This is a genomic window from Enterobacter sp. LM3, from assembly GCF_046622475.1.
GTDB classification, from domain to species: domain Bacteria; phylum Pseudomonadota; class Gammaproteobacteria; order Enterobacterales; family Enterobacteriaceae; genus Enterobacter; species Enterobacter cloacae_P.
In genome coordinates this window covers 153,275-167,113 of sequence record NZ_JBJURN010000004.1, presented here as the reverse complement: position 1 = coordinate 167,113, position 13,839 = coordinate 153,275, and the positions used below count along the sequence as shown (strand labels likewise).

Here is a 13,839-nt window from a genome sequence, read left to right as displayed (position 1 = left end):
TTTTGACGTTGACACTCAGCAATGGAATTCATATTATGCCGCCCGTCAACATGACAGCTTTACGATGGGGCTATAGCTCAGCTGGGAGAGCGCTTGCATGGCATGCAAGAGGTCAGCGGTTCGATCCCGCTTAGCTCCACCAAACTCTGAACCCAACAGAGTGCGGTATGTAAAGTCACATGTGGGGCTATAGCTCAGCTGGGAGAGCGCTTGCATGGCATGCAAGAGGTCAGCGGTTCGATCCCGCTTAGCTCCACCAAACTCTGAACCCAACAGAGTGCGGTATGTAAAGTCACATGTGGGGCTATAGCTCAGCTGGGAGAGCGCTTGCATGGCATGCAAGAGGTCAGCGGTTCGATCCCGCTTAGCTCCACCAAAATTCAGACCCTCGTCGAAAGACGGGGGTTTTTTTATGCCTTTGTAAAATCCCCTTTCACTTTTGTTGCCTGAAAGGGGATGTTTCTATACCTCACCACAATCTACATCAATAAACGGGTCTATAAATGGACTTGAACTTGATTCGCTCAATTAATAATCATATTATCCGCTGGGTCAAATAGTGCTGATGGATAAATAGATTATCTAACTTAATGAATAGAAAAGCTTACAATAATATAAACATATTTATAATTGCCCTGGCGCTATGCCTGGTTGCGGTGCCATTTTCCCGTTATATCTCTCCGCATGCTATTGTTAATGGGCATGATGTATATTTAGCGTGGTTACCGTTAAGTGTCATGCTGGCTGTTATTTTATTGTTTGGCCGTCGGGCAATTATTCCCGTTCTGTTAAGTTTTATCGTTACCAATGTTTATAGTTTTCATTTAACGGTACTGCAGCACGCGGTGTTGTTGTTTTGTCAGACCTTTCCTGCGTTTGCCGTCTGCGGTGTGATTCGCCTGATCCTGGGGAAGCGCTGGCGTTATGGTTTGCCCAATAAGTTCATCGGTATTCGTATTTTCTGGCTTGGCTTTATGTTGCCTGCAGGAATCAAACTGTCGATGTATCTGGCAGGATATTTATTTGATTTTCCACTGACTATCTCGACCTTCTTCGGTGAAGGAACAGCAATTTACAATGTGGTTGATATTCAAAGCTTGATTTGTGCCGTATTGATATTTACCATGATGTTCTATTATCCATTAAGAATGGCACTTAACCCCGGTTATGCCAGAATATTCTGGCGGGGGAGTGTTAAACCCATATTCTTTACTAAACAGCCTGTTTATATCTTTACCTGGTTGATGGTTCTGATTGCTGTGATTGCAATTCTGTGCATGCCTCTGCAATCAGCCATTATTGCCGGTTATCTTATGCCGGTGATTTTTATCCTGTTTACCCTGGGGATCAGTCGTCTGAGCTATGCTCTTATCTCTTTGCTCTGGGCTGCATCTGCATTCCTGTTATTAACCTATAACTATAACTTTCTTAATGGTGTCGAATCAGGACACTCGCTCTCCTTTATCCTGTCGGTACTGATCTCTTTTGCTATCTGTTTGCTCTACATGTCGCGGATCTACCGCAGAAGCGAATGGCTGAAGCAGGGCTGGCAGGAGAGGGCGTTAACCGATCCATTGACGGGGTTACCCAATATTCGTGCGCTTGAAGACTACCTGTTCGTTCATCCTGACGCTAAAGTGTGCTGTCTGCGGATGGACAACCTGGAGTTTTTGAGCCGTCACTATGGCATTCTCATGCGGGTCCACTGCAAACGGATGATTACGACATCTCTGCAGCCATTATTGCAGAAAGATGAGAAGCTCTTTCAGCTGCCAGGAAGCGAGCTGGTGCTGGTATTGCTGGGGCCAGAAACCGCTGAACGCCTGCAACATATGGTCGACCAACTGAACAGCCGCAAGATTTTCTGGAACAATACCGGGCTGGATATTGAGTTTGGTGCCTCCTGGGGCAAGGTGGAGAATGGTGAAACGTTGCATCATACGCTGGGGCAACTGAGCTGGCTGGCCGAGCAATCATGCGGTGCGCATAACGTTCTGGCACTGACAAATAGCCTTGAAGCTGCCTCGGGACAAACGACGGAACGGGTTCTGATGTTAGGGCGGGTTAAGCATGCTCTGGAGGCAGGCAAATTTCACTTATATGCACAACCGATCCAAAACGCCGATGGCAACGGGTACTATGAAATTCTGACGCGTATGGAAAGTGAGGGAGAGATTCTGTCACCCGATCGCTTTATCCCGTTGATTGCTCAGTTTAACCTCAGCCACCAGTTCGATCTGAGCGTCGTGGAGAAATTACTGGTGTGGCTTCACGAACACCCTGCGACGCATGCGGGTACCCGTTTTTCTGTCAACCTGATGCCGCTGACGCTGATGCAAAAAGAGGTGGCCAGCGAGATAATCGCGCTCTTTGAACGCTATGCTGTTGCCCCTCAGGCTGTCGTTATTGAGATCACCGAAGAGCAGGCATTTTCCAATTCAGGAAGCAGCATCAAAAATATCCAGCAACTTCGGGATTACGGTTTCCGTATTGCGATTGATGATTTCGGTACCGGGTATGCCAACTACGAGCGCCTCAAGCGTCTGCAGGCAGACATCATTAAGATTGACGGCTGCTTTGTGAACGATATTTGCACCGATAGCATGGATGCCATGATCGTGCAGTCAATTTGCAATCTGGCGAAAACGAAAGCGCTCTGTGTGGTTGCCGAATATGTGGAAACACCAGCGCAGCGGGAGATGTTGCTACGCTTTGGTGTGGACTATCTGCAGGGCTACCTGATAGGCAAGCCCACGTCGCTTAGCGAATTACGGGCATAAAAAAACCAGGAGCATTGGCTCCCGGTTTTTGTCAGTTGTTCTGATTACAGTACCAGTGCTGCGATAGAGGCAGACAGTACGCTCACCAGGGTAGAGCCGTAAACCAGCTTCAGGCCGAAGCGAGAAACAACGTTACCCTGTTCTTCGTTCAGACCTTTAATCGCACCGGCGATAATACCGATGGACGAGAAGTTCGCGAAGGAAACCAGGAATACGGAGATGATGCCTTCCGCGCGTGGAGAGAGCGTGCTGGCAATTTTCTGCAGATCCATCATGGCCACGAATTCGTTAGAAACCAGTTTGGTTGCCATGATACTGCCCACCTGCAGCGCTTCGTGAGCCGGAACACCCATTACCCATGCAACAGGGTAGAAGATATAGCCCAGAATGCCCTGGAAGGAGATACCCAGAACCGCCGCGAACAGGGCGTTCAGGGCAGAAATCAGGGCAATAAAGCCGATCAGCATTGCAGCAACGATAATCGCCACTTTGAAACCAGCCAGAATATACTCACCCAGCATTTCGAAGAAGCTCTGACCTTCGTGCAGATTTGCCATCTGCAGGTTCTCTTCGCCTTCTTCAACACGGTATGGGTTGATCAGAGACAACACAATAAAGGTGCTGAACATGTTCAGAACCAGCGCGGCAACCACGTATTTCGGTTCCAGCATCGTCATGTACGCACCCACGATAGACATGGAAACGGTGGACATTGCTGTTGCTGCCATCGTGTACATACGGTTACGGGACATTTTACCGAGAATGTCTTTATACGCGATGAAGTTCTCAGACTGACCCAGGATCAGTGAGCTTACGGCGTTGAACGATTCCAGTTTACCCATACCGTTGACTTTGGACAGCACGGTACCAATGGCGCGAATAACGACAGGCAGCACGCGGATGTGTTGCAGGATACCGATAAGCGCGGAGATGAAAACGATAGGGCACAGCACTTTCAGGAAGAAGAATGCCAGGCCATCGTCATTCATTTTACCGAAGACAAAGTTAGTCCCTTCGTTGGCGAATCCGAGCAGTTTTTCGAACATTTCGGAGAAGCCTTTCACGAAGCCGAGCCCCACGTTGGAGTTCAGGAAGAACCACGCGAGTAAAACTTCAATAACGAGAAGCTGAACAACAAAGCGGATGCGGATTTTTTTCCGGTCATGACTGACCAGTAACGCAAGCGCAGTAACGACAACAAGTGCCAGTACAAAATGAAGGACGCGGTCCATATTTGCTCCAAATATGAGGCAGGTTTAATTTTCATGCACATTCTATGTAACAAGCGTAAAGAAAACGAGATCAAAGCCACACTATAGTCACATCCTGTGATGAGTCTCAAAAATAGTGATCAACAAGACATTTTTGTTATGTTAGGTAAATGAGTGAAAAGTTAAGTTTGTGTGCTAGTCTTCACCAAAGACTGTGCGATTTCATTTTCTGTACGATCGCTCCAGCGTACCTGCCCCATCTATCGTTCAATGCTATCAGAGAAATCACTATAAACTTTCCAAATGATCTTGATAATCATTCTCATTTTGATAGCATTAAACATAGCAAAGGCTATATTTCCAGAGGCAGAAATGACAAACAGTCGCGTAGAGGGTAGCAGTGGCAGAGCAACGCGCAAGTTGCGGTTCGCATTAATGGGACCCGCGTTCATTGCTGCTATTGGTTACATCGATCCGGGTAATTTTGCGACCAACATTCAGGCCGGGGCCAGCTTCGGCTATAAGCTGCTGTGGGTGGTTGTCTGGGCTAACCTGATGGCAATGCTGATTCAGATGCTCTCGGCAAAGCTGGGGATTGCCACGGGGAAAAACCTGGCGGAGCAAATCCGTGACCATTATCCTCGTCCGGCAGTATGGCTGTACTGGATCCAGGCCGAAATCATCGCAATGGCAACTGACCTCGCTGAATTTATCGGGGCGGCTATCGGTTTTAAGCTGATCCTCGGGGTGTCGCTGTTGCAAGGGGCCGTGCTGACCGGGATCGCCACCTTCCTTATTCTGATGCTACAGCGTCGGGGGCAAAAACCGCTGGAAAAAGTTATCGGCGGACTGCTGTTGTTTGTTGCTGCGGCGTATATCGTCGAGCTGATTTTCTCGCAGCCAGACCTGGCGCAGCTCAGTAAAGGGATGGTGATCCCGAGCCTGCCAACCTCTGAAGCCGTGTTCCTGGCCGCCGGGGTGCTGGGGGCGACCATCATGCCGCATGTTATTTACCTTCACTCTTCCCTCACGCAGCATCTGCACGGTGGGACGCGTCAACAACGTTACTCGGCAACTAAATGGGATGTGGCTATTGCCATGACCATTGCCGGTTTTGTAAACCTGGCGATGATGGCAACCGCTGCCGCCGCTTTCCACTTTAACGGACACACGGGTATTGCCGATCTCGATCAGGCCTACCTGACGCTGGAGCCGTTACTGAGCCATGCTGCCGCGACGATATTTGGCCTGAGCCTGGTGGCGGCTGGCCTCTCTTCCACGGTCGTGGGGACGCTGGCAGGGCAGGTTGTCATGCAGGGTTTCGTGCGTTTCCATATTCCACTGTGGATACGTCGCTCCGTCACCATGCTGCCCTCATTCATCGTGATTCTGATGGGACTTGATCCGACCCGGATACTGGTGATGAGCCAGGTGCTGCTGAGTTTTGGTATTGCACTGGCGCTGGTACCGCTGCTGATGTTTACCAGCGACAAATCTCTGATGGGCGATCTGGTTAACACGACACTGGTGAAAAGAGCCGGGTGGGCTATCGTGGTGGTGGTGGTGGCGCTGAACATGTGGTTGTTGGTTGGTACAGCGTTAGGACTCTAAAAAGAAAAAGGAGCCGAAAGGCTCCTTTTTGCTGTTAGTGGTGATGACCGTGTCCGTGACCTCTGCCGCCACCCCAGTCGCCACGACGGTCACTACGATCGTCCCAGCCTTCACGGTAACCACGCTCATACGCGTTGTTTTTATACCAGCCGCGATGGCGACCGTTATCATGTTTCCACCAGCGGTCATCACGCCATTCATAATGACGGTGCCAGTAGTCACGGTCGCGCCAGTAGCCACCGTCCCAGTATCTGCCGTAGTCGTCACGATCGCCAATTTGTAATTTAATTGATGGCAACAGGGTGATTTCGCCGGCATTGGCGACCAGCGGGGCTGAAGCCAGTAACACCGCTGCAAGAATCAGTGACCTGAACATACTTTTCTCCTTCACGATCGGGGCCGCTGTGCGGCCTGTTAACGTAATTTTACGAGTTGGTAAAGCCTCGTTTCATCACCTCAATTCCTAATTCATGAATGAGAGCACTTTTTGCTAAAAGTGGTTTTATTTTGAGCTGTTCAGAATTACTTCAATGGCGGCGAGTTCATCTGCTGAAAAGTGGCGATTTTCCAGCATGCCAACGGCGTCATCAATCTGCGCCGTTTTACTGGCACCAATTAGCACGGAGGTCACGGCGTCATGGCGTAATACCCAGGCCAGCGCCATCTGCGATAGCTTTTGACCGCGGCTTTCAGCCAGCGTGTTCAGCTTACGAACCTTTTCCAGCTTCTCTTCGGTGATCTGTTCAGGATTCAGGAACTTGCTACCGCTGGCTGCACGTGAGTCTGCTGGAATGCCATTCAGATAGCGATTGGTCAACTGACCACCTGCCAGTGGTGAGAAGGGAATACAGCCGACACCTTTTTCCTGTAATACGCTCAGTAAACCGTCTTCTGGCGCACGTTCAAACATGGAATATTTCGGCTGGTGGATAAGACATGGGGTACCGAGATCCTCCAGAATCTCAATGGCCTGCCGGGCCAGATCCGCAGGATAGTTGGACAAACCGACATACAGGGCTTTGCCCTGACGCACCAGATGATCGAGCGCTTTCATTGTCTCCTGCAGCGGCGTTTCCGGGTCGGGACGGTGATGATAGAAGATATCGACATACTCCAGCCCCATGCGCTTCAGGCTCTGATCCAGGCTGGAGATCAAATACTTGCGCGAGCCCCAGTCACCGTAAGGACCATCCCACATGGTATAACCCGCTTTTGTCGACACAATCAACTCGTCGCGCCAGGGCAGGAAATCTTCCTGTAAAATACGGCCAAAATTACGTTCGGCTGAACCCGGAGGTGGGCCATAGTTGTTGGCGAGATCAAAATGGGTGATGCCAAGATCGAAGGCGCGCTGTAAAAGTTGACGGCTGTTTTCGATGAGCGTGGTGTCGCCGAAATTATGCCAAAGTCCAAGCGAGATGGCGGGTAACGTGAGTCCGCTGCGCCCGCAGCGGCGATACTGCATTGTCTGATAACGATTTTTGTCCGGCTGATAACCCATTCTCGTGACCTCTGGCAATGAAAAGAAAAAAGAGTGTATGCGTTTACACTAACGTGAAGAAAAAGAGAATAGCGCAGCCTTTTTTGTAAAGCATTCTTTCCATCCCCTTCTTATTGCCATTTCTGGACAGTCATCACGCTTCTTTAATACTCAAAGTGAGGTCAACATAAGAAGGATACCTGTCATGCGTACCCCATACTGCGTCGCCGATTACCTGCTGGACCGTCTTACAGATTGTGGTGCCGATCATCTGTTTGGCGTGCCGGGCGACTATAACCTGCAGTTTCTCGACCACGTGATAGCCAGCCCGGATATCTGTTGGGTGGGCTGTGCAAATGAGCTGAACGCAGCATACGCTGCCGACGGCTATGCCCGATGTAAAGGCTTTTCCGCGCTGCTGACGACGTTCGGTGTCGGAGAATTAAGTGCCATGAATGGCATCGCAGGCAGCTTTGCCGAATATGTTCCGGTGTTACACATTGTCGGTGCGCCGGGTATGGCGTCACAGCAAAGAGGGGAGTTATTGCACCATACGTTAGGTGATGGTGAGTTCCGCCACTTTTATCATATGAGCGAGCCTATCACTGTCGCGCAGGCGGTTCTTACCGAACAAAATGCCTGTTATGAAATCGACCGGGTGCTCACGACCATGCTGCGGGAACGTCGCCCTGGCTACCTGATGTTACCTGCCGACGTGGCAAAAAAAGCCGCCACACCGCCTGTAAGCGCTCTCACAGTGAAGCCTGTTCATGCCGATAATGCCTGTCTGAAAGCATTTCGCGATGCTGCCGGAAACAAACTGGCTATGAGCAAACGTACTGCGCTGTTAGCCGACTTCCTTGTGCTGCGTTATGGTCTGAAGCATGCGCTGCAGAAATGGGTGAAGGAGGTGCCTATGGCGCATGCGACTATGCTGATGGGGAAAGGGATATTCGACGAGCGGCAGACCGGTTTTTACGGGACATACAGTGGCTCAGCGAGTACGGGGACGGTAAAAGAGGCAATTGAAGGCGCTGACACCGTGCTATGTATCGGTACCCGCTTTACCGATACACTGACGGCCGGTTTTACCCATCAGCTTGCCACGGCGCAAACGATAGAAGTGCAGCCTCATGCTTCGCGCGTCGGTGATGTCTGGTTTACCGGCATCCCCATGCTGCAGGCGATTGAGACGCTGGTGGAGCTCTGCAAACAGCACGTACACAATCACCCTGTACCATCTTCTCACAGCGGTTTTTCCTTCCCGCAGCCGGATGGTTCGCTCACACAGGAAAACTTCTGGAACACGCTGCAAACCTTTATTCGTCCCGGTGACATTATCCTTGCCGACCAGGGAACCTCTGCCTTCGGGGCGTTTGTATTGCGCTTGCCTGCCGATGTGAATTTTATCGTCCAGCCTCTCTGGGGGTCGATTGGTTACACGCTGGCGGCGGCCTTTGGTGCGCAGACGGCGTGTCCGAACCGGCGCGTCATTGTGCTCACCGGAGATGGTGCGGCGCAGCTGACCATTCAGGAGCTTGGCTCAATGCTGCGTGATAAACAGCATCCCATTATTCTGGTGCTTAATAATGAAGGGTACACGGTTGAAAGGGCGATCCACGGGCCAGAGCAACGGTATAACGACATTGCGTTGTGGAACTGGACACAAATTCCACAGGCACTCAGTCTGGATCCTCAGGCTGAGTGCTGGCGGGTCAGTGAAGCGGAACAACTGGCGAACGTCCTCGAAAAAGTGGCGCACCACGAGCGACTCTCGCTGATTGAGGTCATGCTGCCAAAAGCGGATATTCCACCGCTGCTGGGAGCCATTACCAAAGCGCTGGAGGCGCGCAACCGCGCCTGATTATTTGTCGTTTCTCCAGGCCATCATCATCGGTTTGCCCGCCAGCAGGAGCCAGGCGGGCAACATCACGATACAGAGCAGGGGGAACAGCGTGGAATCAGGTACCACTACGGCGGCCATAAACAGGCTCAGCCACGCATCGCGAGTGACCACCAGAACCAACCCCAGAATGGAGCATGAAACGGTAATCGCCGCCGGAACAGCCTCCACATGTTCATGCAACATCAAACCCAGCGCTACGCCGACAAAGACCGCCGGGAAAATACGCCCGCCGCGAAAACCACATGCCGCTGCCACCACCAGTGCTGCCAGTTTTATCAGTGCAAACAGCAGATAATCTGACACGTTAAATACCTGGCTGAATGCCAGCTGTTGCATTTCATCGAGGCCCTTAAATAGCGTCACTGTTCCGCCGATAGCCCCTAAAATCCCCAACATCAGACCTCCGGCACCCAGAATCAGTACCGGATGTTTGAGTCTGTGAATCAGCCGGTGCAGGCGTGGAAGGCACCATACCGCGACCATGCCCAGTGCAATGGCGATAGCCACCACAATCGCACCGCTGAAAATATCGGCTATCTGCATCTGGCCGTAATGGGGTAAAGAGAGTGAAAAATGGGGATGGAAAAACAGGCTGGTGGTGAGAGCCCCGGCAGCGGCTGCCATCAGTGGAGCAAAGAGTCTGTCCCAGAGCGGTACGTCGCTATTGCCGCTGAGCGTCTGAGAGAAAATCAGCGCGGCAGCGACGGGCGTTCCGAACAGCGCACCAATGGTGCCGGCTGAGGCCAGGATCGTCCAGTCCAGTGCGCCGACGCGGGGGAAAATGCGTGAACCAAGAAAAACCGCCAGGCCAATGTTGACCGCCATGATCGGATGTTCTGGCCCCAGACTGACGCCGCCCGCCAGACCTAAAATCAGGGCGATAATCAACCCCGGCAGGGCCGAAGGGGTGACCGGAGCACCGATCAGGGGTTCCTGCGCTGGATCTGGCCCGGCGTGTCCCGGGCTAAAACGAATGACCAGACCCACGGCAATACCGGTTAACGTCAGCATCAAAATGATCCATGCCGGAGAATCAAAGCTGATACCGAGTTTTGCGGGGAGTGAAGTCCATAACATCGTTTGCAGCACCGACGCGACTTTCATCACGACGATGAGCACCATACTTGAGGCAACGCCAATAATTAACGCCGGGATTGCCAATAACAGCATGGTTCTGGCTCGCGGGTGGAGCATGATGATTTCCTTGTACAAAACGGTATAACGTTACTTTGCACAATCAGCCCTGGCGCAATAATGCAAAAGGTGCTGAAACGGTAAAGTGATTCTGTGATGAAGATCGATAATCCTGGGGCATTCACCTTCCGGTCGTTGTTGTTATCACGCCTTGAATTTACAGTGTCCCAAAGATTTATTCTGACTTTAGCGGAGCAGTAGAAGAATGACAAAGTATGCTTTGGTAGGTGATGTAGGCGGCACGAACGCACGCCTTGCATTATGCGATGTACATAGCGGTGAAATTTCCCAGGCGAAAACCTATTCAGGGCTGGACTACCCAAGCCTGGAAGCTGTTGTTCGCGTTTATCTCGATGAGCATAAGACAAGTGTTGAAGATGGCTGCATCGCCATTGCCTGCCCGATTACCGGTGACTGGGTGGCGATGACTAACCATACCTGGGCATTCTCCATTGCCGAAATGCAGAAGAACCTCGGCTTTGCGCATCTTGAAATCATCAATGACTTTACCGCAGTTTCAATGGCAATTCCGATGCTGAAGCCAGAGCACCTGATCCAGTTTGGCGGCACTGCACCGGTAGAAGGTAAGCCGATTGCCGTTTACGGCGCGGGTACCGGTCTGGGCGTGTCGCACCTGGTTCACGTTAATCAGCGCTGGGTGAGCCTGCCGGGTGAAGGGGGGCACGTGGATTTTGCACCAAACAGTGAAGAAGAGGGCATCATCCTCGAAGAACTGCGTGCCGAGATCGGCCACGTTTCTGCTGAACGCGTGCTTTCTGGCCCGGGGCTGGTGAACCTGTATCGTGCAATTGTGAAATCTGACGGTCGTCTGCCGGAAAATCTGCAGCCGAAAGACGTGACCTCGCGTGCGCTGGCGGACAGCTGCATCGACTGCCGTCGCGCATTGTCGCTGTTCTGCGTCATTATGGGGCGTTTTGGTGGCAACCTGGCGCTGAATCTTGGCACCTTCGGTGGCGTCTATATCGCGGGTGGGATCGTGCCACGTTTCCTCGACTTCTTTAAAGCCTCGGGGTTCCGCGGTGGGTTCGAAGATAAGGGGCGCTTCAGAAGTTACGTACAGGACATTCCTGTGTATCTGATTGTGCATGATAACCCTGGCCTGCTTGGCTCGGGCGCGCATTTGCGTCAGGTTCTGGGTCAGATCCTCTGACGTCTGTAACCCTCTCCTGCGGGAGAGGGGCTTTCCCTTACAGGTGCATCAGCTGGCGGAATTCTTTCACCTTGCTGCGGCTCACCGGCACCTGAAAATCGAGATCTTTCAGACGCAAAATGTAGGTGTTGTTAAACCAGGGCTCGATCTCGCGGATCTTATTTAAATTCACGCAAAACGAACGATGACAGCGGAAGAAGTGCGCCGTCGGCAGTTTGCTGCAAAACTCGGTGATGTTCATCGCCATCACATACGATTCACGCCGTGTATAGACAAACGTCATCTTTTCATGCGCTTCGGCATAGTAGATATCGTCGATGGGCGTCACGATGATACGTTCATCCTTGACCAGATTAATGGTGTCATTCTCACGTACCGCCGGGCTGGTGCTTGCAGGTGCGGCCTGCTGCTGCCATGCTGCTTCCAGTTTTTGCAGCATGCTGATAATGCGTGATTCCTGGTAAGGTTTGAGGATGTAGTCAAACGCTTCCAGTTCAAAAGCCTCTACAGCGTGCTCTTTCCAGGCGGTAACAAAGACAATAAACGGTTTATTGGCAAACTGGTTGATGTTTTGCGCCAGCAACACGCCGTCCAGCGACGGAATGTTGATATCGAGAAAAATGGCGTCGACCCGGTTGTGCTGCAAAAACTTCAGCACGTCCAGACCATCTTCAAAGGTGCCGACAATCTCCATCTGGCTATGCGTTTTGATAAGCCAGCTCAGCTCCTGTTGAGCCAGAATCTCATCTTCCACAATGATGACTTTCATGTGTTACTCCGGCCTATGGCAACAGTGATGTCGGTGCATGAACGGGGGAGCGTTCATTCGGAACGTAAAAAGCGATTTCGGTGCCAGGCTCAAGACGGCGAATATGCAGTCCGTCGCCATACAGCAGTTTGACCCGGTGATGCACATTCAGTAACCCAATTTTATTACCCGGCATCTCGTTTGATTCAACGCGTTCAATCACTTTCGGGTCGATACCGTGTCCGGTATCGCGCACCGCAATGCGCACGCGGTTGCCGCTCTCAGTCACGCTGATGGTGACCACGCCTTTCCCTTTACACGGCTGAATACCGTGGACAATCGCGTTTTCAACCAGCGGCTGAATCAGCAGGTTTGGGATCACGCAGTTGACCTCTTCATCAATATCATAAATGACCGTGAGCTTGTCGCCGAAGCGAGCCTGCTCAATCGCAATGTAGTCTTTGATTTGATAAAACTCTTTTTTGATGTCGATCTGCTCGTCATCTTTCAGCTCAATGTTGTAGCGCAGATAGCGCGACAGGTTAAAAATCAGCTGGCGCGCGGTGTCCGGATTGAGGCGAATGGAGGAGGAAATCGCATTCAGCGCGTTGAACAGAAAATGGGGATTTATTTTACTTTGCAGCGCGCGTAACTCTGCCTTATTTGCCATCTCGCGCAGCTGCTCCGCGCGAGACACTTCCAGCTGGGTGGAGATAATCTGTGACAACCCGATGGCCATCTCCTGCAGTGAGGAGGTGATCTGGTGTGCATGGCAGTAGTAAATCTTCAGCGTGCCCGTCACGACCCCTTTCTCCCACAGGGGGATCACCAGCATGGAGTGGATTTCTGGTGTTCTGTAGGCTTCATCATTGTTTTTAATGATGATTTTACCGTAATTGATCGCCTGCTTTGTGGTTGGGCTGATGGTGTCATCGTTATCGTGGTAGTTATGTTCGCCTACACCTACGTAGGCCAGCACGCGGTCGATATTGGTAATGGCGACGGCATCGGCGTGAATATCGCGGCGAATGATATCGCAGACCTGGCGCAAGGATTCAGCGTTAACGTGGCGGAACAGCGGCAGCGTTTTGTTGGCGATATCGAGCGCCAGCTTGGCCTGACGCGCAGCGCTGGCCTCTTTTTCCCCTTCGACGCTTTGCACCAGTAACACAATAAAACCGATGCAGACGCTGCCGAGGATCATCGGAATGCCGATTTTCGAGACAATATCCAGACCCAGAGCCGTGGTGGGTGCCAGGACCACCACCAGGATCATGGTCAGCGTTTCACACGCCATACCTGCGATGATCCCGGCGCGCCAGCGCTGTTTTTTCGGCACTTTGCGGCTAATCCAGCCAGAGAGCACCCCGGCAATAATGCTGGTAATAAAGCACGGAATCGCCGTCACACCGCCGATATCAATCAGGTAACGGTGGGTACCGGCAATAATCCCCGTAATCACCCCCACCCACGGGCCGAATAAAATACCGCCAGACATCACTGCGATAATACGTACGTTGACCAGAGAGCCTTCTACCGGAACCCCAGACCAGGTACTGAACAGGGCAAACAGCGAAAAGATGGCCGTGACGGCCAGCAGCTCTTTTGGCGAGTGTGCAGACTTGTGCAATAGCTCGCGGAACAGGCGAATGCGAATGAGGAAGAACAGGCAAATCAGCATTAATGCCGCACGGTCAAAAACCGCGAGGAGCATATCGAATATTTCGTGCACGAGAGA

At 51.8% G+C, this 13,839-nt stretch carries 10 protein-coding genes and 3 tRNA genes; 7 read left to right on the top strand and 6 right to left on the bottom strand.

The genetic code is table 11. From position 1 onward, the window contains the following. The first annotated feature begins 66 nt into the window (after positions 1 to 66). The 4 genes from ACJ9N4_RS06840 (at position 67) to ACJ9N4_RS06825 (ending at position 2,780) form a co-directional block, all read left to right on the top strand. Positions 67 to 142 (top strand) — tRNA-Ala (locus ACJ9N4_RS06840). A 41-nt stretch (positions 143 to 183) separates the two neighbouring features. After that, positions 184 to 259 (top strand) — tRNA-Ala (locus ACJ9N4_RS06835). A 41-nt stretch (positions 260 to 300) separates the two neighbouring features. Further along, positions 301 to 376 (top strand) — tRNA-Ala (locus ACJ9N4_RS06830). 214 nt (positions 377 to 590) lie between these two features. Then, on the top strand, positions 591 to 2,780 hold the full coding sequence (locus tag ACJ9N4_RS06825; RefSeq protein ID WP_411500362.1) for an EAL domain-containing protein: 2,190 nt from the start codon (positions 591 to 593) through the stop codon (positions 2,778 to 2,780). Between the two features lie 44 nt (positions 2,781 to 2,824). Here the strand turns inward: ACJ9N4_RS06825 and ACJ9N4_RS06820 are convergent, their stop codons facing one another. Beyond that, the gene (locus tag ACJ9N4_RS06820) at positions 2,825 to 4,012 is read right to left on the bottom strand and encodes a NupC/NupG family nucleoside CNT transporter (protein WP_182272191.1); all 1,188 of its coding nucleotides are present in this window, start codon (positions 4,010 to 4,012) and stop codon (positions 2,825 to 2,827) included. Positions 4,013 to 4,363: 351 nt separating this feature from the next. Here ACJ9N4_RS06820 and ACJ9N4_RS06815 point away from each other — a divergent pair, with 351 nt between their 5' ends. Continuing rightward, entirely contained in the window at positions 4,364 to 5,602 is a 1,239-nt protein-coding gene (locus ACJ9N4_RS06815; RefSeq protein WP_182272190.1) for an Nramp family divalent metal transporter, read from the top strand. Between the two features lie 34 nt (positions 5,603 to 5,636). On the opposite strand, the gene ACJ9N4_RS06810 is transcribed toward ACJ9N4_RS06815, so the two are convergent. Next, positions 5,637 to 5,978 carry a DUF2502 domain-containing protein gene (locus ACJ9N4_RS06810; RefSeq protein WP_182272189.1) on the bottom strand — a complete coding sequence of 114 codons (342 nt, stop codon included), beginning with the start codon at positions 5,976 to 5,978 and terminating at the stop codon, positions 5,637 to 5,639. 126 nt (positions 5,979 to 6,104) lie between these two features. After that, positions 6,105 to 7,103, bottom strand: a complete 999-nt coding sequence (gene mgrA / locus ACJ9N4_RS06805) for an L-glyceraldehyde 3-phosphate reductase (RefSeq protein WP_182918730.1) — start codon at positions 7,101 to 7,103, stop codon at positions 6,105 to 6,107. Between the two features lie 184 nt (positions 7,104 to 7,287). Here mgrA and ipdC point away from each other — a divergent pair, with 184 nt between their 5' ends. Next, complete coding sequence (ipdC, locus tag ACJ9N4_RS06800; RefSeq protein ID WP_182272187.1) at positions 7,288 to 8,946, top strand: indolepyruvate decarboxylase; 1,659 nt, start codon at positions 7,288 to 7,290, stop codon at positions 8,944 to 8,946. Here ipdC and ACJ9N4_RS06795 read toward each other — a convergent pair whose 3' ends face one another. Continuing rightward, positions 8,947 to 10,182 (bottom strand): ion channel protein, encoded by a 1,236-nt coding sequence (locus ACJ9N4_RS06795; protein ID WP_182272186.1) that lies wholly within the window; start codon positions 10,180 to 10,182, stop codon positions 8,947 to 8,949. A gap of 205 nt (positions 10,183 to 10,387) precedes the next feature. On the opposite strand from ACJ9N4_RS06795, the gene glk reads away from it, so the two are divergent. Continuing rightward, positions 10,388 to 11,353 carry a glucokinase gene (gene glk, locus ACJ9N4_RS06790; protein WP_411500361.1) on the top strand — a complete coding sequence of 322 codons (966 nt, stop codon included), beginning with the start codon at positions 10,388 to 10,390 and terminating at the stop codon, positions 11,351 to 11,353. A gap of 37 nt (positions 11,354 to 11,390) precedes the next feature. On the opposite strand, the gene ACJ9N4_RS06785 is transcribed toward glk, so the two are convergent. Together ACJ9N4_RS06785 and ACJ9N4_RS06780 are read right to left on the bottom strand one after the other, a co-directional pair. Further along, positions 11,391 to 12,122: a LytR/AlgR family response regulator transcription factor gene (locus ACJ9N4_RS06785; RefSeq protein WP_411500360.1), complete on the bottom strand. Its 732-nt coding sequence runs from the start codon at positions 12,120 to 12,122 to the stop codon at positions 11,391 to 11,393. A gap of 13 nt (positions 12,123 to 12,135) precedes the next feature. After that, a complete protein-coding gene (locus ACJ9N4_RS06780; RefSeq protein WP_411500359.1) occupies positions 12,136 to 13,833 on the bottom strand; it encodes a LytS/YhcK type 5TM receptor domain-containing protein in 1,698 nt (565 codons plus the stop codon). Positions 13,834 to 13,839: the final 6 nt, after the last annotated feature.